General features: G+C 59.9%; 17 protein-coding genes and 1 pseudogene. 5 read left to right on the top strand and 13 right to left on the bottom strand.

The window, feature by feature from the left end:
• Positions 1 to 10: 10 nt before the first annotated feature.
• Positions 11 to 490, top strand: a complete 480-nt coding sequence (locus F1563_RS14705; RefSeq protein ID WP_007434014.1) for a DUF2207 family protein — start codon at positions 11 to 13, stop codon at positions 488 to 490.
• A 149-nt stretch (positions 491 to 639) separates the two neighbouring features.
• Here the strand turns inward: F1563_RS14705 and F1563_RS14920 are convergent, their stop codons facing one another.
• Together F1563_RS14920 and F1563_RS14385 are read right to left on the bottom strand one after the other, a co-directional pair.
• Positions 640 to 783 (bottom strand): PIN domain-containing protein, encoded by a 144-nt coding sequence (locus F1563_RS14920; RefSeq protein ID WP_227431950.1) that lies wholly within the window; start codon positions 781 to 783, stop codon positions 640 to 642.
• A gap of 304 nt (positions 784 to 1,087) precedes the next feature.
• A pseudogene (locus tag F1563_RS14385) lies at positions 1,088 to 2,796 on the bottom strand (class I adenylate-forming enzyme family protein).
• A gap of 283 nt (positions 2,797 to 3,079) precedes the next feature.
• On the opposite strand from F1563_RS14385, the gene F1563_RS11060 reads away from it, so the two are divergent.
• From F1563_RS11060 to F1563_RS11050, 3 genes are all read left to right on the top strand, one after another.
• Positions 3,080 to 3,598: a hypothetical protein gene (locus tag F1563_RS11060; RefSeq protein ID WP_002528619.1), complete on the top strand. Its 519-nt coding sequence runs from the start codon at positions 3,080 to 3,082 to the stop codon at positions 3,596 to 3,598.
• A gap of 81 nt (positions 3,599 to 3,679) precedes the next feature.
• A complete protein-coding gene (locus tag F1563_RS11055; protein ID WP_172623669.1) occupies positions 3,680 to 5,332 on the top strand; it encodes an MFS transporter in 1,653 nt (550 codons plus the stop codon).
• 114 nt (positions 5,333 to 5,446) lie between these two features.
• Positions 5,447 to 6,070, top strand: a complete 624-nt coding sequence (locus tag F1563_RS11050; RefSeq protein WP_007434018.1) for a 3'-5' exonuclease — start codon at positions 5,447 to 5,449, stop codon at positions 6,068 to 6,070.
• A gap of 9 nt (positions 6,071 to 6,079) precedes the next feature.
• On the opposite strand, the gene metG is transcribed toward F1563_RS11050, so the two are convergent.
• The 11 genes from metG to F1563_RS10990 all read right to left on the bottom strand — a co-directional run bounded on the left by metG (position 6,080) and on the right by F1563_RS10990 (position 21,219).
• Positions 6,080 to 7,885: a methionine--tRNA ligase gene (metG, locus tag F1563_RS11045; protein WP_172623668.1), complete on the bottom strand. Its 1,806-nt coding sequence runs from the start codon at positions 7,883 to 7,885 to the stop codon at positions 6,080 to 6,082.
• A gap of 248 nt (positions 7,886 to 8,133) precedes the next feature.
• Positions 8,134 to 9,036 (bottom strand): RNase H family protein, encoded by a 903-nt coding sequence (locus F1563_RS11040; protein ID WP_002528623.1) that lies wholly within the window; start codon positions 9,034 to 9,036, stop codon positions 8,134 to 8,136.
• Complete coding sequence (locus F1563_RS11035) at positions 9,033 to 9,446, bottom strand: cytidine deaminase (RefSeq protein WP_002528624.1); 414 nt, start codon at positions 9,444 to 9,446, stop codon at positions 9,033 to 9,035. Before F1563_RS11035 ends, F1563_RS11040 begins: the two co-directional genes overlap by 4 nt.
• A gap of 1 nt (position 9,447) precedes the next feature.
• Entirely contained in the window at positions 9,448 to 10,806 is a 1,359-nt protein-coding gene (locus F1563_RS11030) for an ABC transporter permease (protein WP_069181752.1), read from the bottom strand.
• Entirely contained in the window at positions 10,803 to 12,068 is a 1,266-nt protein-coding gene (locus F1563_RS11025; RefSeq protein WP_002528626.1) for an ABC transporter permease, read from the bottom strand. Before F1563_RS11025 ends, F1563_RS11030 begins: the two co-directional genes overlap by 4 nt.
• Positions 12,065 to 13,654: an ABC transporter ATP-binding protein gene (locus F1563_RS11020; RefSeq protein WP_002528627.1), complete on the bottom strand. Its 1,590-nt coding sequence runs from the start codon at positions 13,652 to 13,654 to the stop codon at positions 12,065 to 12,067. The genes F1563_RS11025 and F1563_RS11020 overlap by 4 nt, the downstream gene beginning before the upstream one ends.
• Positions 13,655 to 13,786: 132 nt before the next feature.
• The gene (locus F1563_RS11015) at positions 13,787 to 14,908 is read right to left on the bottom strand and encodes a BMP family lipoprotein (RefSeq protein WP_007434021.1); all 1,122 of its coding nucleotides are present in this window, start codon (positions 14,906 to 14,908) and stop codon (positions 13,787 to 13,789) included.
• 188 nt (positions 14,909 to 15,096) lie between these two features.
• A complete protein-coding gene (locus F1563_RS11005; RefSeq protein WP_002528630.1) occupies positions 15,097 to 16,335 on the bottom strand; it encodes an aminoglycoside phosphotransferase family protein in 1,239 nt (412 codons plus the stop codon).
• Positions 16,332 to 17,738 (bottom strand): hemolysin family protein, encoded by a 1,407-nt coding sequence (locus F1563_RS11000; RefSeq protein WP_002528631.1) that lies wholly within the window; start codon positions 17,736 to 17,738, stop codon positions 16,332 to 16,334. The genes F1563_RS11005 and F1563_RS11000 overlap by 4 nt, the downstream gene beginning before the upstream one ends.
• 128 nt (positions 17,739 to 17,866) lie before the next feature.
• A complete protein-coding gene (locus F1563_RS10995) occupies positions 17,867 to 19,012 on the bottom strand; it encodes a hypothetical protein (protein ID WP_002528632.1) in 1,146 nt (381 codons plus the stop codon).
• Entirely contained in the window at positions 19,009 to 21,219 is a 2,211-nt protein-coding gene (locus tag F1563_RS10990; protein ID WP_149302689.1) for an NADP-dependent isocitrate dehydrogenase, read from the bottom strand. The genes F1563_RS10995 and F1563_RS10990 overlap by 4 nt, the downstream gene beginning before the upstream one ends.
• Positions 21,220 to 21,415: 196 nt before the next feature.
• Here F1563_RS10990 and F1563_RS10985 point away from each other — a divergent pair, with 196 nt between their 5' ends.
• A complete protein-coding gene (locus F1563_RS10985) occupies positions 21,416 to 22,267 on the top strand; it encodes a formyltetrahydrofolate deformylase (protein WP_149302686.1) in 852 nt (283 codons plus the stop codon).
• Positions 22,268 to 22,350 lie beyond the last annotated feature (83 nt).

Genomic DNA, 22,350 nt, shown 5'->3' with positions numbered 1-22,350 from the left:
ACCCAACCGCGTGGTCCTGACGACCGCACCCATTTTCTTCGTTGCCAGCATCGCTCTGGCCATCCTGACGCGGTGGGCCCGCCCCGCTCGCAGCGCGTTCGGTACCGCCATGTGCGACCAGGTGCGCGGGTTCCGGGACTACCTGTCGACCATCGAGGCCAACCAACTCAAGGTTGAGGAGAATTTCGATATTTTCTCAGCATACTTACCCTGGGCTGCGGCATTCGGAATCACCGACAAATGGGTCTCGACATTTGCCAGTCTCGAGAAGTCCGGACAATGGACTCCGGGGCCATTGTGGATTCCCCTCACAGCGGACGGATTGTCTCATGACTTCACCTCAACCTTCAGCACCATGAGCCATTCCATGTCCTCGTCGATGTCGTCAGCAGCGTCACCGTCGTGGGGCGACACATCTAGCTCCGATTCCGGGTTCTCGTCCAGCTCCAGCGACAGCGGCTTCGGCGGCGGAGGTGGCGGCTCCTGGTAAGGCAAGTCGTATCGGCCAGAGGGCTGCACACCACACCGTAGCCGTCATACGCCCCGGGTCCCCGAACGTCCAGTTAGCTTACGAAATGCCCCCTGATGGTCAGGGTGCCAGCACGGCAGCTGATCACCCAAGGTTCGCTCTGTTTCCGATCAGCTACCGAAAATCATTACGCGTACACCGAATCGGCCGAAGTCCCGATCAAACGTCACCACTGTCGCGTCGAATTCCAAAGCCAGCGCAGCCAAGTGGGCATCGTTGGTGAGATTTCCAGCCGTGCCCGATTCCGCGAGCAGACCCGCAAGGAGCGAGCCGTGGCAAGGAGAGGGTTACAACACGAGGATAGGACAACCACGCGTTAACCACAGAAATCGCCTGCTCAGCCTCGAGCGGATTCGCGAAGATACGCGGATGCGTGCTGATGCGGACAAATCCCAGTAACGACGCCCACGGCATACCGATAACCCGGGTACTACCTCGCAACCCTTCCAAGAGCCAGACACGGCTAGCCTTGTGATACTGAGCGTCGGTATTGACGGCATATACCAGCACGTTGATATCAAGCAGCAGCCTCTCAACGCCCCTGAGGATGTGTCCTTGTCAGTGATGACATGGACGCACGAATTTCTGTACCTCTTGGTTTGCCTGGCCGGTGGCTTGAACATGCTTTTTCTTACCTGTCGGGGTCATCGGCAACTCGTCGACGAAGCAGTAGGCACGCGGTCTCTTGAACCGAGCCAGGTCTTCGCTGGCCAAGCAGTAAGCGTCAAGGTCGTCGGCAGTAACGTCCGTGCCGGCCTCGGGAACCACGTACGCGGCAACCTGCTGACCCCATTCCGGATCCGCCAGGCCGACGACAAGGGACTCCGCGACGCCAGGGTGGGACTCCAGGACCGACTCCACTTGGGCTGGGAAAACATTTTCCCCACCGCTGATAATCATCTCATCCTTGCGTCCGACAATGGTGACGAACTCGTGCTCGTCCCAGGTGGCGAGATCACCCGGGTAAAACCATCCACTGTGGAACTTCGGATCCTTCGACCCGTTCTCGCCCGAATACGACATCCCACACTTGGGGCTGCGCATGGCAACCTCACCGATCTCAACACCGTCCCTCGCGGCCATCTCGTCAGGCTCGGCAACCCGGTCATCGAAGACCCTCACAACCCGGACGTCGTCATCAGTGCTGGCACGTCCTGCTGTTCCAGCCATGCCTGGAAGGTCAAATGGACGTAAGAACGTGTTCCAGAAAGTCTCTGTCGTGCCGTAACCATTGGAAATATTCGGGGTCAGGACATCCATGTAACGTTGAGCTGAGCGAGCATCTATATGGGGCACCCATCGTGACGATCCCACGCAAGTTCGACAAGTCCCGTGGGTTCTTCTCTTGAGCGCGGGCCAGCCTCTCCAGCACAGTCGGAGCGCCGATGAGGAAGGTGATGTTGTACTCACCCACCCAGTTGAGCACCGTTTCCGGGTCGAATTCACGCATCGGAACGACGGATCCTCCGACGTAGAACGTCGGATTTAGGCCTCCAGAGTGAAGCCCGCCGCGATGGAACCAAGGAGTCATGTTGAGGGTGCGGTCCCAAGGGGTGAGCGGAAAATGCATGATGACGTCGTGGGCGCTCATGAGCTCGACAAAGGACGGAAGCGGAACGCCCTTGGGCAGGCCGGTGGTGCCCGAGGTGTATAGACGGATGACCTCGTCATAGGTGCTAAGACCTGAGGGGCGTTCCGGTGCCTTGCCGGAAACCTCAGCCATAGCAACATCAAAGTCGACAGCGCCCACAGGCAGGTCAGGAGAAGTACCCGCCGGAGCGACCTGGATGAGGAAAGGAGCCGGAACCTCCGCCTCGGAATCGACCTCTTCGATGGCAGGTAGTACCCGTGACATCACCTCGGCGTCATAGACGAGCACCTTAGGACGGGCGTCACGCAGGGCGTGGACGAGTTCCCCGGCGGCCAGACGGCAATTAAGAACCGTTCCGATAGCTCCCAGACGGTGTGCAGCGAGGTAACAGATAGCAAACTGCGGAGTGTTGAACAATTCGAAGGCAAACGTATCTCCCGGGCCAACCCCGTGCTCGGCAAGCACGACTGCGAAGCGCTCCACGTCGGCACCAAGCTCACGATAGGTCCAGGAACAGTCGGTCACGGGATCGATCATGGCGATCGAGTCACCGAATCGGTGCACGTTGCGTTCCAGCCCTGCAACCCAGGTGAAATTATGTTCGACGTAAGAGCGCAACGGCTCCGAATCAAAACCCATGGGAAACCTCCCTGCCAACATCAGATGCAATTCTCACCGTACGCTGGCACCGCGCCGGCTCTCAGCATGGGTACCCCGGGCACCCCCGAGAAAGAGCGCCATGGCCCTGACACGGACCTACCCAGTGCCTCCTGCAGAATGATCTTCGCCGGGGAGCGTCCCGACCGTAACACCCCGGCACGAACCATGTGCGATGCGATGCAGCAGATCCGCAACCACCGGGGCGTACCAACTGGTCAACGGTAAGCTTCTCCACCGTGGCGCGCACGATCATCCTGTTGGCAGGACCCTCTGGATCCGGGAAATCCCGTCTCACTCACATGGCGGATTTACCCGAGCTACGCCTCGACGATTTCTACCGTGATCACGATGAGCCTGGGCTGCCTGTAGTGCACGACATGGTGGATTGGGATAATATCGGCTCCTGGAACCTACCGACCGCTGTCAAGGCCCTCAACGAACTCGCCGTGACCGGGCGCACCGTCGCCCCGCACTACGACATCTCCCGCTCCCGGGCCGACGGCACCCACGTCGTCAATGTTGGGGATGCTCCGGCAGTCGTTGCGGAAGGGATTTTTGCCCTCGACTTGCTGGAACCATGTCTGCAAGCAGGCCTCAACGTTCTGCCGATCTGGTTGGACCGATCCCGCTGGTTGAATTTCGCCCGGCGTCTCGTCCGAGATTTGCGGCAGCATCGCAAATCCCCTCCCGTGCTAGTTCGCCGTGGCCTCGCGTTACGCCGGGCTGAGCCGGCCCTGCGGTCACGAGCTATTGTCATGGGATTTCAGCCCATGAGTATGAGGCGAGCAAGTGCCACTGTCGCAGACCTGATGGGCTGAGCGTAGGAGAGGTTTTCATCCTTTTGATCGATGCCGATGAACCATCACCTTCGTAAAGTCGACAGGGTCGAAAGGATTGTCGTGTCAGACGCCACCTCCGCCGCTACTACGGCCCAGCCCTTCCCCGGCCGCTGGAAGGCCCTCGCCGTCCTCGCCGCAGGGCTCTCCCTCATCATCTTAGATGGCACAATTGTTGGTGTTGCTTTACCGACGATGATTTCAGCTCTCAATCTGAATCTCACTGACGCCCAGTGGGTCAACGCCATATACAACGTCATCTTCGCTGCTCTCCTCCTCGGAGCTGGGCGCCTCGGCGACCGGATTGGGCGTCGCACCACATTCGCGGCTGGTGCGGTCCTCTTCGTCGGAGGGTCCCTTCTAGCCGCGACTGCAACAGGCCCTGGTTCCCTCATCTCTTCGCGTGCTGTCCAGGGTGTTGGGGGCGCGTTGGTGTTACCGTCCACCTTGTCGTCAGTGAACTCACTCTTTCAGGGCAAGGACCGCGCCGCCGCTTTCGGTATCTGGGGAGCCATCATGAGTGGCATGGCAGCCCTCGGCCCACTGCTGGGCGGAGTCTTGACCGAGTACGCGTCATGGCGCTGGATATTCTGGGTCAACCTTCCGCTGGGGCTGCTGGTGCTGGCTGGAATTGCCGCATGGGTGCCGCAGACTCGCGGTAAGTCTGCTGAAAAAGGTGTTGACGTCGACGGTGTACTCGCCTCAGCCATCGGTTTTGGCCTGCTCGTCTTTGGCCTCATCGAAGCAACCTCTCTGGGATGGTGGGATAAGAAAGTAACCTTCAAAATCTTCGGGTGGGAATGGCCGTCCAGATGGTCGATGTCCCCCGTGCCGTGGGCAATCGCTACTGGCCTGGTGTTCATCGCGCTATTTGTGGTGTGGGAGGGCCACCGTGCACGAGTTGGTCGCGACGCTGTGCTCGACCTCACACTATTTCGCGTGGGCACATTCTCGTGGGGAAATTTGACGGCTGCCACGGTAGCGATCGGCGAGTTTTCGCTGATGTTTGTCCTGCCGCTTTTCCTGGTGAACTCACTTGGCCTCTCAACGGTGCGCACTGGTGTTGTGCTCGCCGCAATGGCTTTAGGTGCCTTCTTATCCGGCGCGTCTGCTCGTCACCTGTCCGCCCAGATGGGGGCTGCCGGAGTTGTGGTACTCGGCTTGACCCTCGAGGTCGTCGGCGTCGGGCTGCTGGCCTGGGTTGTAGGTGCGCAGGGGTCCACCTGGCTGATTGTTTTTACCCTCGTTGTCTACGGTATTGGGCTCGGCCTGGCTTCGGCCCAGCTCACCTCGACGGTGTTGCACGACATTCCCACTAACCAGTCCGGGGCGGGTTCAGCCACCCAGTCGACGGTACGTCAGCTAGGCTCGGCTCTCGGTGCCACCATCGCCGGGTCGGCACTGGGATCGACCATGAACCACACTATTCCTGACGCTGTGGCCTCGGTCAGCGGAGCACCTGCCAAGGTTCTCAACAAACTCGTTTTCGCCACCGAAAACTCGGCGGGATCGGCCATTCCGGGGCTTCGCAATGCGTCTACTGATGCCCCTTTCATCCGACCACTCGGGGATTCCCGCGACGCCGTCATCCATAGCCTTGAAACTGGTTTCGCGCATGCAGCAGCGTGGTCGATCGGATTGTCGTCGCTGTTCCTGTTGATCGGTCTGCTAGGGGCAATCATGGTGAGGCGGGAGGCACGCAAGCAGGTTGGCTAGCGAGCATCCTTCGAGTGCGTAACTCTCTACCCCCTAAGCGCTACCACCATGTGCACGAGTCCTCGGTGTCGCAGGCGGGAACTATCGTGGCGCCAGTCGCATGAGGAGGCACAGATGCGGGAACATGAGGGTGTACGCAACACTGCAGGCTCAGCACCGACCCGCAGGACTCGGTGTCGGTCCTTGTTGGTCCCCTCTCCCACCCAGATTGCTGAAAGCGGTTTCGTCGCGGTGGATTTTGAGACGGCCAACCGCATGGGTGGTGTCTCGGCCTGCCAACTGGCCATGGTCAAAGTGCATGACGGACACATCGTCGACAGGTTGAACACTTTAATTCGTCCGCCTGAGGGGTGGGATTCTTTTGAATTCACCTATCTGCACGGCATTTCGGCAGCTGACGTCGTGGATGCCCCCCTTTGGGCCAATATTGCCGACGGAGTCTCTCAATTCGTGGATGGGGCGACCGTCTATGCCCATAACGCCGCCTTTGACTCTCGGGTGTGGCGGCAGCTCGACGAGTACTTCGGCACAACGACGCTGCCCTCGCCTTTCTTTTGCTCGTACCGGACAGCGCAACGTCTCATTCCTGGACTGCCGAACTACAAGCTACCCACGGTGCTCAACGCGTGTGCCCCGACCTATCGGCTCAATCACCACCGAGCTGATTCCGACGCCGAGGCCTGCGCCCTCATTGTCTGCCAGTTGCAGCGGCTGGCAGACGATGGCAGGTGGTTCTGACGGCGGGCGTTACTGAGGATTAACCGGGGCCCACTCCGGACCGGTCTCAGCGAGTTTAGCGTCGAGCTTCCGGAAGATCGGTGAAGGCTTGGACAGCGAGGTACCGACCGTAATATCGCGACGGCCCCACGAGGCCTGCTCGGTGGCGTAATCGCCCATGAGGATTGGTGCCCCGTCGGTCTCGACGAGCTCAGGCTGAGCCGCCCACACACCCTCACCGCCAAGAGCTTCGTAGATCTTCTGCGCCGAATGGGGCATGAACGGGGTTAGCATGGTGTTGACGTCACTGACGACTTGCAAAGCCACATGCAGCACGGTGTCACGGCGTTCAGGGTTGTCCTTGAGCTTCCAGGGTTCTTCGGCAGAAATGTAGGCATTCGCAAGCCCAACGATCCTCATCGCCTCAGTAATAGCCGCCTTGAACTTGGCGTGGGCGAGCAACTCCCCTACAACGTCGAACCCAGCCACGGAGGCATCCAGCAATTGACGGTCGGCGTCAGTCAGCTCGCCAGCAGCTGGAATCCCGTGGCAATTCTTGAAAGCCATCGAGATCAACCGATTAACGAGGTTGCCCCACTCGTTAGCCAGCTCAAAGTTTACTCGACGGACGAACTCTTCCCAGGTGAAGTCAGTGTCCTGGTTCTCCGGGCCAGCAATCGCGATAAAGTAACGCAGAGCGTCGGGGCCGAACTCACGCAGGAAATCCCCGACGAAAATGGTGGCGCCACGAGAGTTTGACACCTTAGAACCACTCATCGTCAGGAACTCGCTGGAAACAATCTCAGTGGGAAGGTCAAGGATTCCGAGTTTCTCGGAAGGTTCGCCGCCCTTGTCACCACGTCCATTTGTACCCAGCAGGATGCCAGGCCAAATGACCGAATGGAACACGATATTGTCCTTGCCCATGAAGTAATACGAGCGAGCATCCTCGTCATTCCAGAACTCGCGCCAAGCATCAGGCCTACCAATACGGCGTGCCCACTCGATCGAAGCAGACAGGTATCCGATAACGGCGTCAAACCACACGTAAATCGACTTCATTGGGTTGTCCCGCCAGCCTTCCACCGGCACGCGGATACCCCAGTCGAGATCGCGGGTGATAGCGCGCGGACGCAACTCCTCAAGCAAGTTGTGGGAGAACTTCAAGATGTTGGGACGCCAATCAGTGCGAGTATCAATCCATGACGTCAACGACTCAGCCACGGCGGGAAGGTCGAGAAAGAAGTGCTCGGTCTCGCGGAACTCGGGAGCGGCCCCCGTGGTTTTAGACTTGGGGTTGATGAGGTCGGCCGGGTCGAGCTGACGGCCACAGTTGTCGCACTGGTCACCCCGGGCGTCGTCGTAGCCACACACCGGACAGGTGCCCTCAATATAGCGGTCGGGAAGGGTACGCCCAGTTGACGGCTCGAATGCTCCCATCTCGGACTTCTTGACGACGTAGCCGTTCTCGTGGAGGCGAGTGAAGATCTCCTGGGTGACGTGGGCGTGATTGTCGGTCATCGTCGAGGTGTACAAGTCGTAGGACAACCCGAGCCCCTGCAAATCTGCCGCGATGACGCGGTGGTATTTTTCGGCGCACTCCTGAGCCGTTAGACCCTCTTGATCAGCCTTGACCGAAATAGCGGTGCCATGGCAATCCGAGCCAGAGACCATGAGGACTCGGTGGCCCGACATTCGCATGTACCGGGCAAAGACGTCAGAGGGGACACCGAATCCGGAAACATGGCCGATATGTCGAGGCCCATTGGCGTAGGGCCACGCGACGGCGGCAAGAATGTTGGCACACATGTAATTAACTCTATCGGCTGACGGCATCGAGGACGTCCAGCGGATCGAACCGGGGTGGGAGCCCAGTCAGGCGGATGTCAAGTATTGATCGAGGGCATCACGGATGCATGTCGGAACGTCGACGCCCCTGTCGTTCGGAAAGCGTCAACTTAGTTGCCGACGCCTCAACGACCCGAATGCGAGACGCGCGGGGGGCTAGTCGGTCTGGGCGCCCTGCGCGTCCTTTCACTTGGTCAGCCCACTGATCGGCGCGCTGGTTGGTGGCACGAGTGCCGTCAGCGGACCGGGGTGACCTGGTGGAACCTCAACTGCCAGCCTCTATCTGGGTCGCGGTGCCATAGCGAAACTCGCAGGCTTACCCGAGATCCAGCCCGAGCCCGCCACCGCAGCACAACATCCTGCGGACCGGTCCTCACCATTCCGAGAATCTCAATGCTGGCCCTCACCTCCGGGGCTGGCATATCAGCCAGGGCCCGGCCTCGCGTCCACAATCTGCCGTTCCCGTCATGCTCGATGAAGTCTGGGGCAGCAAGCTCCTCTAAAGCGCTACGGTGGGCGACCGCGTCGGTGTCCAGAAAGCGGCGCTCTTTGTCTATGAGAATGCCAATAAGCTCCTGGTCAGGGGTGGCAGGACGCTCCGGCAAATCAAACAGCCCCTCCTGCTCGTCACTATGACCAGGCACCGGCACAGCCTCTTCCGGCTCCGATTCGCGAGCAACCCCGTCAAACCCCGGCCCGTGATTGACCGGAGTGCAGTCGCGGAAGGCAGTGGCGGCAGCGCGAGCACGCTGGTCAGCGGCCTCGTTCATGGTATGGCCGGCGTGCCCTTTCACCCACTCGAAGGTAACGTCACGCCCGGCAAGCTCCTCGTCGATGGACTCCAACAGGTCCCGGTTAAGGACCGGCTTGCCGTCACGTTTACGCCAGCCCTTTCGCTTCCAGCCCGCAATCCACTTGGTGCAGCAGTTGATAGCGTATTGAGAGTCACACAGGATCGTCAGTGGCCCGTCGGCATTACGAGTAGCGCGCAACAGGTCGAGGACGGCTTTAAGCTCACCCATGTTATTCGTGCCGCGCGGCCATCCGCCGGCAGCCCAGGTGTCGTCGTCAATGTACCAGGCCCAGCCGGCTGGTCCCGGATTGTCGAGGGAGGACCCGTCGGCTGCGGCCACTATCATGACTTCTCCTGCTGGTTAGCGACACGATCGAGGTTGTCGACACCGAAGGCCTGCGGTAGCACCTCGGTCATCGTCTGCACCCCGGCTGGGGTGTCGATGAGCATCGTTGGACCACCATGTTCCCACAGCAGTTGGCGACAACGCCCGCACGGCATAATCGTCTCACCCATAGCGTCCACGCAGCAGAAGGCGACGAGGTGACCCCCTCCCCCAGCCACGAGGTCGCTAACGAGCCCGCACTCGGCGCACAAGGTGACGCCGTACCCAGCGTTTTCCACATTGCATCCGACGACGACACGGCCATCCTCGGCGAGTCCGGCCGCTCCCACCGGGAAGTGGGAGTACGGCACATACGCTCGCCTCGTCAACTCGCGAGCTCGACGGCGTAACGCATCCCAGTCGACGTTCACGTCACTCCTTGATGTACGGGGTCCCATCGGCTGCTGGTGATCTCACTTTGCCTACCAGACCGGCTACAGCGACGATCGTCGCAATGTACGGCAAGATGAGCAGGAACTGCGAAGGCATCGGCGCGCTAATCGTCGACAGCTCGGTGGACAGCTGAGTTACGAAACTGAAGAACAGCGCCATGACGGCAGCCAGCCCTGGACGCCACCGACCCATGATGAGGGCGGCAAGAGCGATGAAGCCGTTACCTACCGTGATGTCTTTCGAAAATGACCCCACAGTACCGATGGTGAAGTAAGCGCCACCCAGGCCCGCGAAAACGCCCCCCATGAGCACTGCAGACCACCGCACTCCGGCAACCGAGATACCCACAGTGTCAGCAGCCTCGGGATGCTCACCGACGGACCGGACCCGCAGCCCCCATTTAGTGCGCCACAGCAGGAACCACACCAGCGGGATGCAGAGGAATCCGATGTACACCAGCACAGTCTGGTCGAAGAAAATCGGGCCAACGAACGGAATCTTCGACAGCCCTGGGATCGCGACGGCTTCCATGATTGGCGCCGCGTTGTATTCCTCGGCATCTGGAGAAAGCAACTGGGCGTCGAAGAAACCCATGAGACCAGATGCAAAAAAGTTGACGACCACGCCCATAACAACTTGATCGACGAAATACTTGATGGTGAAAACAGCCAGCAACGCGGCGGTCAGCACGGATGCGATGATCGCCACAACGATGGCGGCGAAAATGGACTTCGTTATGGATCCGACGAGGGCTGCCGCAAAGGCTGCGGTGAGCATCTGGCCCTCAATGGCGACGTTGACGACACCAGCACGCTCACACATAACACCGCACAGAGCTCCGAGGACTAGCGGTGTTGCTACAGACAAGGTGCCCTGAAGCTGGCCTGCAACCTGGAATGGCAAGCCACGTCCGGCAGCCGCCCAGCTTAGGAAGCCGATGATGATGGCGATTCCAGCGACGACACCGGCAGTGATGGTAAGAGTGTGACGGTTACGCCCCATAAAGAAAGCTCCAGCCGCCAGCAAACACGCGATGGCACTGACGAGCACAACCGGGAATCCGGACACACTCAAGCTGCCTAATTCTTTACCGGCGAGGGCGTCAGTAAAGGCGAAGTGTGCCTCTCCTGACGTTTTAGTTAGCAGGAAAAACAACACCAATGCCATGATGCCGATGAGTACACCCGTGGACAGCCGATGGGTACGGGCTTCACGGGATTCCACCTGCTCAAACTCCAATTCTTTATCGAGGGCCTCGCTGGCGTCAGCGGGAAGCTCGATACCGGTCTTGGTGATGTCGGAGGTGGTAGGACGGGGAAAACGCGATGCCGGGCTCATGCCAGAGCTCCCTTCGTGGTGGTATCGGCCGGGACCGGCCCACGGTCACGTTTCTTGGTGCGATTCTCCTTGCGCGTTTTAAGAAAAGGCAGGATCGTCTTGACTAGCATCGGAGCGGCCACGAACATGACGATCACCGCCTGAATGACCCGAACCAAGTCTAGGGAGGTCTGGGTCATGGCCTGCATACGCAAGCCGCCCTGGTTCATAGCGCCCCAGAACAGGCCTGCAAGAACGATGCCGAGCGGCCTAGAACGACCCAGCAGGGCCACCGTGATGGCGTCGAAGCCGATGGTTCCCACCAGACCGATGGACAGCTGAGTCGGAGTGGCACCGGAGATCGGGCCCAGGGCCACCTCGACGCCGGCCATACCAGCCAGGCCACCAGAGATAATCATCGTCCACGCAATGATGGAGTTGGTGTTCACACCGGCAGTAGCCGAGGCATTCGGGTTAGAGCCCACCGCACGGATCCGGAAGCCCAGAACAGTACGGTCGAGTAGCCACCAGGTGCCAACTGCGAGCAGCAGAGCCAGGAAGAATCCAAGGTGCAGCTGAGATCCGACCATCCGCGGGAAGGTAGCGTTCCAGTCGACGATCGGGGCGATTGGATCGGTACGACCGGGCATCTGGAAGGCCTTAGTCGTCAGCAACCAGGCCAGCAGACCGCTAGCAATGTAGTTGAGCATGATTGTCACGATGACCTCATTGGCACCAGCACGGGCTTTGAGAACGCCAGCGATGCCACCCCAGACCGCTCCGCCAATGAATCCGGCAATTACGGCAAAGAGTAGGTGAACCGGCAGCGGCAAGGAGTGGAAATTAAATCCAACCCACGCGGCCAATGTTGCTCCGGCAATCGCCTGGCCCTGACCACCAATATTGAACAGGCCAGCCTTGAAGCCCAGGCCAATGGCAAGACCGCCACAAATGAGAGGGGCTGACTGGGCCGTTGTCGCAGTGAATGCCTGCCAGGATCCGAAAGCTCCCTGAAATAGGGCCGCGTAGGCCGACGAAATCTGAGCCCACGAGTCAGTCAAAGCGTCGGGACGAGAGAAAAGGTAGCTCCACTCCTTGTTGATCTCGGGATCAGCCGCCACCATCACAATGGCCGAGACGATGAAAGCCAGCACAAATGCAGCGACCGTCACCCACAGGTCATTCCAGGGGAAGGAACGGCGCGACTTCGCGGGAGCCGTGGAAGCTGCCGTCGATGAGGTGGTTTCCTTCGACACAGTAGGCTTCGGGGATTCTGCGCTCATTCCGAGACCTCCTTGTGTCCCTTAGCGACGCTGTCACATGCCTCGTCGTAACTGAATCCGGCCATCATGAGGCCAAGAACGTCGCGGGGGGTTCCCGCTGGGGCGATGCCGACGATACGACCGCGGTACATCACCGCAATACGGTCTGACAGCCCCTCAATTTCGTCGAGCTCGGTGGAGACGATGAGCACCGCCGTACCGTTGTCGCGCTCGTCAACCACACGCTTGTGCAAAAACTCGATAGCACCGACGTCGACACCGCGGGTGGGCTGAGAGGCCACCAGGACACTTAACGGACGCGAGAGTTCACGTGCCAGCACGACCTTCTGTTGGTTACCACCCGACAGCGAGGACACTGGTAACGAGGCCGACGGGGTACGGATGTCGAACTCCTCAACACGGTCACGCGCATTGTCGGCGATCCGCTTGAGCTGCAGGTTACCGTGCTTGGAGTAGGCACCAACCTGGTTCAGCACGAGGTTCTCAGCGATGGAGAACTCGCCAACAAAACCGTCCCGTTGACGGTCCTCGGGCACGAATCCGAGTCCGGCCTCAATGACCTTGGCGGGGGCCACACCAGTGGCGTCCTTGCCATCAATGTGGATTGTTCCCGACGTCGGCTTGATGAGCCCAAGCAGCGAGGAGGCGAGTTCCGTTTGACCATTGCCCTGCACTCCGGCGACGCTGAGAATCTCACCACCTGCGACGGTCAATGACACCCCGTCGACAACGACTGATCCGCGGTCATCGGCCACCGTGAGGTCCTTAATTTCCAGGCGAGGGACGGTCGGTTTAGCCTCGTTCTTATCGACGACAAGCTTGACGGCACGTCCCACCATCATCTCGGCGAGTTCGGCCTCAGACTGGTCGGCGCTGGCCTCACCTACGATGCGGCCTCGTCGAACCACAGTGATGTCGTCAGCAATGGCGCGGACCTCGCGCAGCTTGTGGGTAATGAAAACGATGGCTCGGCCCTCGTCACGCAGAGTCCTCATGACGGCCATGAGCTCGTCGATTTCCTGCGGGGTGAGCACCGCGGTTGGCTCATCGAAGATAAGGTATTTAGCGTCGTTGGCTAAGGATTTCAGGATCTCGACACGCTGTTGGACTCCAACCGGCAGATTCTCGACGACCGAGTCTGGGTTGACATCGAGGTGATATCGATCAGACAGTTCGCGCACCTTGGCGCGGGCTCGCCGCATCGACAGCACTCCTGCGGTCGATTCCTCTCGTCCCAACGCAATGTTTTCGGCCACCGTGAAGACGTTGACGAGCATAAAGTGCTGGTGAACCATCCCAATACCGGCCGTCATGGCCTGCCTGGAATTATCGAAGTGTTGCTTCACCCCGTCGATGTAGACCTGCCCTTCGTCAGAAGGCAGCAAGCCGTACAGAATGTTCATGAGGGTCGACTTGCCGGCACCGTTTTCGCCGAGCAAGCAGTGAATTCGACCGGGAACGATGTCGAGGTCGATGTGGTCGTTGGCCGTCAGGGTCCCGAATCTCTTCGTGACGCCTCGTAAACTCAACCCTTTTTTGAGGGGTGCATTGTCGCCAGGCGGGGCAACAGTAGTGTTGGTGGTCACGAAGTAGATCCTTCCACGTCTGGTCCCGGATGTCGTGTGCGCCGACGACGCGCCGACCCCCACAGGAGATCGGCGCGTCGTCGGCTCACGTATGGCCGCGCAGCGGCTGGCGAACCGAGTTCGCGCTCAGAGTCACTTACTAGGCTGGGCCTTTGAGGTGATCTTGATCTTGCCGGAGTTGATATCGTCCTTGATCGTCTTCAGTTCGCCCTTAACGTCCGCAGGGACCTTGGAGTCAAATTCGTGGAACGACGACAGACCAGTACCATCGTCCTTCAGGGAGCCAACGTAGGGCTTGTTATCGAATTTGCCGTCCTTAGCAGCCTTAATCGCGTCGAAGACAGCGACATCCATGCCTTTGAACACCGAAGTAATGATGTTAGAGCAGTAAGCGGGCTGGGTCTTGCAGCCATCACCGTCAACCCAGATGGCGTTGGCTTTTCCACTCGACGACTTCACAGCCTGTAGAGCACCATTTCCAGCATTGCCCGCCACCGGCAGGATAATGTCAGCGCCCTGGTTGAGCAGCGCCTGAGCAGTGGTCTTACCACCGGAGACATTCTGGAATGGATTAGGTTGCGGAACGAACTGGCCGTCTTGCTTCTGGGCATCCCAGCCAATGATCTGAACCGACTTGTTCTTCTGCTTGTTGTAGTAGTCAACGCCCTGGGCGAAGCCATCCATGAAGATAGTGACGGTCGGGATCTTCATACCGCCAAAGGTGGCAACCTTGCCAGTCTTAGTTAGTGCGGAAGCGAGGTAACCGGCCTCAAAAGAAGACTGGGCAGTGTTGAAGACCAGCGGCTTGAGGTTTTCAGGCGGATTTGCCGGGTTGTCGTCAACGATGGCGAATTTGACGTTCGGGTTTGCTCTCGCAATGGCGACGGTGGGCTTCTCGAGCAAGAACCCCACAGAGACGACGATCGAACACTTGGCGTCGACCATAGACTGCAGGTTGGTGGCGTAGTCCTTATCGTCCTTCGACTCAACCTTGGCAGTCTTCACACCAAGATCGCTAGCAGCCTTGTTGAGGCCCTGGAGAGAAGTCTCGTTGAAGGACTTGTCGTTGAAGCCAGCGGAGTCGGAGACCATGCAGGCCTTGAACTCACCGGAATTCGAGTTGTCGTTCCCAGCAGCGGAGGTGGAGGAGCTCGCCGAGGAACCCGTGGACGCGTCCGGAGCCTGCGCGCAGGCCGACAGCGACAGGGCCGCGGCGGCAAAAACAGCGAGGATAGCGAGGTGTGACTTCTTCACGGACTGCCTCCTGGAGCAGACGATGATCCAACAATTGGGAAGCCCGTGTGGCAGGTTTCGCCTATCGGGCCATAAAACTGTAACCCCTTCGTGATGGAACCGACACCTTAACGGTCAAACTAACCCCAGGAAGTGGGAAAACGCCACTTCCTTCGGTGGTACCGGCAATTCATAGGGCGAGCAGGGCGTCAAACTACCTGGTTGACGAGAGCCTCAGCCGCATCAACGATGGACAGGGTTTCGTCCTGCCAGTTGTCCTCTTGACTGCGATAGGGCCCGGTAGCCAGCGAAATCGCGACCGCCGCAGAGCGCAGCCTCAACTCGATCGGGTCGACCCGCGAATCGAAGACCGGAACCCACGCCGCCAAAATCTTCCGCATACGATCAGCCTGAGACGCGTTCATGCGCTGTACCGTCGACAAATGGGCGACCAGACAAGCGAGGTCATCAGCCCGACGTCCTGGCCCGATGGTGTCAACGTCAAGGATTCCGCACACCTGGCCGTTCCATACGTGAATCTGTCCCTCGTGAAAATCTCCATGAGTGGGTTCGTTTCCTGTCGGCACATCCGACAGCCCTTGGGTAATAATCTGGGCCATCCTTTCCAACCGTTCGCTCTGGTCCGGCAGAGCGGCGGCGACCATGCGGCAGTAGTGGTCGACCGATTCGCTCCACGGTGACCGGCGCGGAAGATCACACACCTGCGGGGGTAACTGGTCGAGCAGGTCAACAAGGTCCTCGGCGGTACACGGGTTTCTTGGTTCAAATAACGCCTTGCTGAGGGGGCACCCCGGCAGCTCGGTAAGAAAGAGCAGGTTGTCTTCGGTGAAGCCGGCTACCCTGGGGCTTGGCACCGACGCGCGGGTCAGCAAATCGTGCCGCGCTAGCGTCGCTTGGAAGATGCCGTCACGCAGTACCTTGACGTAAAAACGCCGATTGTCGACCTCAACGCATAACACCGCCCGACGTCGCGGCCGGTACCCGATCATGCGCAGATTGATCTGCTGGGCGGTCACTCGGGCCCCAACCAGGTTCAGGTCAGAGATGATGGCCGCCATCTGTTCGGGGTATGCCGCACGAGAGAGTCCCGGCAGGTCAGGGTCGTCGGGGTAACGCCAGACGGCGACCTCCCGGGACCCGTCGACGTAAATGTCAGCGCATGAATCGGTCACCGCAGGGCCACTCGCTCGGGCGCTCATGCCGAACAATTCTTGCCGCTCTCCGGCAGGCCACTGCACCCGAGCCTGATAAGTCGCCGTCGTGGACTGACCCGGATTCGCGTCAACGTGGTCGAGGTGCCAATCGATGAGACCCCCACCAGCGTGCTCAACGGCTGCTTGCAGCAACTCACCGGCCTCCGGGCCGGTAAGCAAGACCGCCCCGTCGACATCCTTTCCGGGACCGCCGAGCCACGCCGGTCGCCTCACGCGCTTGCCGCCTCCCGCTCAGGGCGCGGGGCTGTCGACGCCTCCGCCGATTCCGATTGCGCGCCGGGCGCATCCAAGCGACGAACCCTCAACCAGGCAGCACGCAGGCCATCAACCTCGGTAACCGTCAGTTCAACATTGGGATCGGGTTCAACGTCATCGTCATCCTCGTCGGCCACGTACCCGACTGGATCGAGGTGGACGGCGACCTGGGCGCCCTTAGCGGGCACTTCACCAGTCTGAGCCATGAAGTACCCTGCGACGGTGTCGTATGGTCCCTCAGGCAGCACCAGCCCTACCTTGTCAGAAAAGTCCTCAAGGGTGGTTAAGCCGTCGATATCGCGCTGCCTGACGTGGGCCAGGTCGGATGGTTCGACGGTGTCGTATTCATCGGTAATGTCGCCAACGATCTCCTCGACAAGGTCCTCCAAGGTGACGATGCCAGCCGTGCCGCCGTATTCGTCAAGCACGATAGCTAGGTGAGCGTTGGTGCGACGCATCTCCGTCAGCGCTTTGAGTGCCTTGACGGTATCGGGTAAAGAGACGACGGTACGTACCAGTTGGGCTACCCGACTGGTACGAATCTGAGGGTCGAGTTCGAGCAGATCGCGAACATGAACGAATCCGAGCACCCGATCCGCTGATCCGTCGATCACCGGATACCGAGAATGGGAACCATCGCGAACCACCTGAGCAGCTTGGACAGCCTTCATCGATCCCTGTAAGAAGTCGACCTCGGTGCGCGGAACCATCACTTCGCGCAGTGACTTCTCTCCCACGGCGAAGACTTCGTCAAGGATGGTGCGCTCTTCATCGCCCAGGGTGGCTGAGGAGACGACCATGGAACGAATCTCCTCGTCAGTCACCTCTTCGCGTGCCGCGGCCGGATCGCCGCCAAGGATCTTGACGACGAGGTCCGTCGACACCCCCAGGAACCAGATGATGGGCCGAAACAGGGTAGCGATGCCGTTCACCATCGGGCCGAGCGCCAGGGAGAAGCCCTCTGCACGCTGCATGGCTAAACGCTTAGCTACGAGCTCACCTAACACAATTGAAAAGTAGGAAATAATGATCGTGATCGTGACGAGGGCGACCGTTGCAGCCACCGATACCGACATTCCCCAGGACTCGAGTACTGGCGCGAGTTGACTGGCCAGCGTCGCGCCACCAAAAGCCGAGGCGAGGAAGCCTGACAAGGTGACACCGATCTGCACCGCCGAGAGGAAGCGATTGGGATCTGATTGCAGCTTTTGAATAGAACGACCGCGAGACCCCCGGGACGCCGCCAATTGCTTAATTTGGGAGTCGCGGAGGCTCACTAGCGCCATCTCGGCAGCCGAAAATACCCCGCCCACGAGGATGAACAGGAGAATGAGGGCGGCGTTCTTAAAGACCTCAGCCACGGGCCTTCACCATCCCTCTCCTCACAGAGGCAATAACGAAGATAGCGGGACTATCGCCCTCCCGGTCATCGTTGTGCATAAGACCAAGAATAAGGGTTCAGCCCGACGGAACTCCACAGCACGACATCTCACGGCGAGAGGTTGTGCCTTAAGACGTCGAGGCTCCACCACGTCGAGACTGCCGAGATGGCGAGGGTGAACACCACCTGAAACCATCTCGGACCCCGCTCAAGCAGCCTCGCCACCGGCAAAAAGGCCGGGAAAGCGGGCAGTAGGAACCGGGCTTTGGAGTTGAAGTACCCCTGCATGTGACCAACGAAGATCACGGTCACAAGCACGTACACCGTTAGCCACACCGGTTCGCGTCGAACTGCCATGACGATGCCCAAGCCTAGATAGACGCACCACGTCAGGGCAATCAACCCGACATATCGCCAATCAAACGGAGCGTGATTCATTCGCGTCTGAAAGTTTTCCCAGGTGTCAAGCAGGGTACCCATCTTGCTCCCCCACGCTTTCTGGACGAGCAGGTAACCATTCCATCTGCCCGTACGACGAGCGACGATGACGAACCAGGTCAGTAATCCCAGCGGGCTTAGCACCATCCCGATGAAACGACGCCATCGCTGCCCTGGCTCAGCCTTGAACAGGCTCGTCAGCCAGGCGATACCGAGAACAATGCATACCGGGACGACGGATGCCCGGAACAGACCGGCGACGCCGACGAATGCCCCGGCGAGGATCCACCGTCCAGACAGGATGGCGAGCAGCCCAAGCCCGACAAAGGCAATGAACCAGCCCTCGGTGTACCCCATCGACTCAACGACAGCGCGAGGGGCGGCGCCCCAGCAGGCCACCAACAGTACGGCTGCGGTCGGTCCTGCCACTTTGAGCCCGACCGCCGTGATGACCACAGCGGCTGCGAGGAAACCTATCTGCCCGGCGATGAGGATCGCGGAACGTGACGGCAAACCGGCTACCAGAATGATCATTCTGCCAAGAGCTGGCAGTCCCGGCAGGAAGGCCAGATCGGATATCCATGGATTAGTGTGGCCGAACATGGGGTTGGGCCAGTGATACCCCCCAGCCGCAACAACGGAATACCATTTTCCGTCCCACCGAGTCAGTCTCGGGATGACCGGTCCGTCGCAAGCCATGGCCACGATGAGGGCGAGACGCTGAGCCACCCACACGGCGAGACCGACGCCGATGGTGATGAACCACCGGCGTCGGCCCGCATCCTTACGATCGGTCGAAACCCGGGCTGTGCTCACAGGGATTCAATAATGGCGTTGAAGGTGGTGCTGGGGCGCATAGCCTCCTCAACGAGCTCTTTGTCAGGGTGGTAATATCCACCCAAATCGACCGGGTTACCCTGGACTCCGTTGAATTCCTTGAGAATCTGGGCTTCTCGAGCAGCCAGCTCGGTCGCGACATCGGAGAACCGGTCAGCAAGTTCGGCATCATCCTGCTGGGCAGCCAGTTCGGCGGCCCAGTAACGGGCCAGCCAGTAATGGGACCCTCGGTTGTCGATCTGACCGAGCTTGCGGGCCGGAGAGCGGTCGTTCTCCAGGAAGGCGCCGATAGCCTTATCAAGGGTCGCCGCAAGTACCCCCGCTTTGGTGCCCTCGCTGGTCTGGTCGATGTGCTCAAGGCATGCACCCAGAGCGCAGAACTCACCTAGGGAGTCCCACCGCAGGTAGTTCTCGGCTACGAACTGGGCGACGTGCTTGGGTGCCGAACCGCCGGCACCGGTTTCGAACAAACCACCACCGGCTAGCAATGGAACGATCGAGAGCATTTTGGCGCTGGTGCCAATCTCCAAGATCGGGAAGAGATCGGTGAGATAATCGCGTAGCACGTTGCCGGTCACCGAGATGGTGTCCGCCCCGCGACGGATGCGCGCCAGGGTGAACCTCATAGCGTCGGCAGGGGCCAGGATGCGGATATCCAACCCCTCGGTGTCGTACTCTGGCAGGTAGGCTTTGACCTTTTCAATAACGCGGGCGTCGTGGGCACGATTCTCGTCAAGCCAGAACACCGCCGGGGTATTGGTGACGCGTGCCCGCTCAACGGCCAGGCGCACCCAATCACGCACCGGGATGTCGCGCACCCGACTCATACGCCAAATGTCGCCAGCGTCGACGTGCTGGCTCGTCAGCACTTCATCACCGCAACGCACCTCAACGCGGCCCTCATGGGCGACGGTGAAGGTAGTCGGGTGAGAGCCGTATTCCTCCGCCTTCTGAGCCATCAGACCGACGTTCGGGACGTCACCCATCGTGGCCGGGTCGAGGGCGCCATGGTCGCGGCAGTCGTCCATGATCGCGGCGTACATGGTGGCGTAACTGCGATCGGGAATGCAGGCCAGGGTTTCCTGACGCTTACCTTCGGCGTTCCACATGCATCCGGAATCGCGGACGACGGTCGGCATGGAAGCGTCGATGATGACGAGGTTGCCGGCGTGCAAGTTGGTGATGCCGTTGTCAGAGTCGACCATGGCCAGGGCCGGGCGAGCCGCGAAAGCAGAATCGATGGCCGCCTTAATTGCAGTTGCGCGTTCTACAGGAAGCTTCTCAATACGAGCATAAAGGTCGCCCAGCCCAAGATCGGGGTTGACGCCTACCGAGTTGAGGTCGTCACCGTATTTATCGAAGACGTCGGTCAGGAAGGTGCGCACTGCGTGGCCGAACAGGACCGGGTCGGAGACCTTCATCATCGTCGCCTTGAGGTGAACCGACCACAGGAGATTCTCTTCCTTGGCCTGGGCGAGGGACGATGCGTAGAACTCGTCGAGAGCCGCGACAGACATGAAGGTGGCGTCAACGATCTCGCCGTCGACAGTCTTGATGCCGCTAGCCAAAGTCGTCTCGGAACCGTCGGAGCTGATGAGGACAACGTCGAGATCCTGCCCGTGAGAGACGAAGGACTCCTCATGGTCAAAGAAGCCGCCATGGTCCATATGGGCAACTCGCGCCTTGACCTGGTCGTTCCACTGCCCCATCCGGTGCGGGTGTGCCTTGGCATAGGTCTTGACCGCAGCCGGGGCGCGACGATCGGAGTTGCCTTGACGCAGCACGGGGTTCACCGCCGAGCCGAGCACAGTGGCGTACCGAGCGGCGATCTCCTTCTCTTCATCGGTGGAAGGCTTATCCGGGAAATCCGGAAGGTCGTAGCCCTGGGACTGCAATTCGGCAATAGCGGCCTTGAGCTGTGGAATCGATGCCGAAATATTAGGCAGCTTGATGATGTTGGCTTCCGGGAAGCCGGTGAGTTCACCCAGCTCAGCCAGATGGTCGGCAACCTTCTGATCTTCACTCAGGCGATCCGGGAACTGGGCTAAGATGCGCCCCACCAACGAAATATCCGAAGTCGTGACGTCAATACCGGACTCGTCTAGGAATCCCTCCACGATCGGCAGTAGGGAATATGACGCGAGGGCGGGGGCCTCGTCGATCTTGGTCCAGACGATGGTAGGCATGCACGAACTCCTGTGGTCGAGGGGAACGCCGCAGGGCAACCCGACAGGGCTTCTAGCGGCACTTCGTATTTAGGATAGTGGAGAAGGTGTTCCTTTCTGACTCACCAGAAAGGAACACCGCAGGACACCGGATTGCCGCAATCCGATTCGCGAGATCTCGCCCCCCGATGCGGCGAGGCCGACTACCGTACCGATCATGTCGGAACCCCACGAGCTCGTCGTCACCTGGACCAGTGCGGATCGTCCCGGACTCGTCCACGCCGTTACCGGGGCGTGTGCCCACGTGGGCGGAAACCTCACGGAGTGCCAGCAATTCACCAGCACCGACACCGGAAACTTCTTCATCCGGTTGCAAGTCGAGTCCGTGAGTAGCCGCGCCGACCTCGAGTCCGCCGTCAGTGAGCTCGCCGGAAAGTACGACGCAACGTTCCACGTCGACGTATTGGGACGTCCCGTCCGTACCCTCATCTTGGCTTCTAAGGCACCCCATTGTCTGTCCCACTTGCTGTTTAACCGCGACGCTGGTCGGCTGCCGATCGACGTCGTCCAGGTAATGGCAAATCATCCTGACCTCGCCGACTTGGTAGCCTTTTATGAGGTTCCGTTCCGGTGGCAGAAGGTCAACCGCGAATCCAAAGCCTCCTTTGAGCAGGAGGTACTGCACACCGTCAGCGACCTTGACGTCGAGCTCGTCGTATTAGCTCGGTATATGCAGATCCTTTCCCCTGAGCTGTGCGAACAGCTGTCAGGACGGTGCATCAACATTCACCATTCCTTCCTGCCTGGTTTCAAGGGCGCCAACCCGTATCGTCAGGCTCATTCACGCGGAGTCAAGCTCATTGGCGCGACAACTCACTTCGTCACCGTCGACCTTGACGAGGGCCCCATTATCGAGCAGCGGGTGCAACGGGTCGACCATTCTCAGACGGTGGCTCAACTCACCGCCGTTGGACAGGACACCGAGTCGGCAACTCTTGACGAGGCCGTCCGTCTGTTCGCTGAGCACCGCACCTTTCTGGATGGAAGGCGCACTGTCGTCTTGCGATAGCGGAACCTCCTGACGCCCCCGATTAGGTCCGTCGCCCAATCGGTTACGCAGCGCCTGATGTGAATGACTCCCCCGGCCGACCT

The sequence above is a fragment of the Cutibacterium modestum genome (genome assembly GCF_008326345.1).
GTDB classification, from domain to species: domain Bacteria; phylum Actinomycetota; class Actinomycetes; order Propionibacteriales; family Propionibacteriaceae; genus Cutibacterium; species Cutibacterium modestum.
This window is presented reverse-complemented; position numbering and strand designations above follow the sequence as displayed.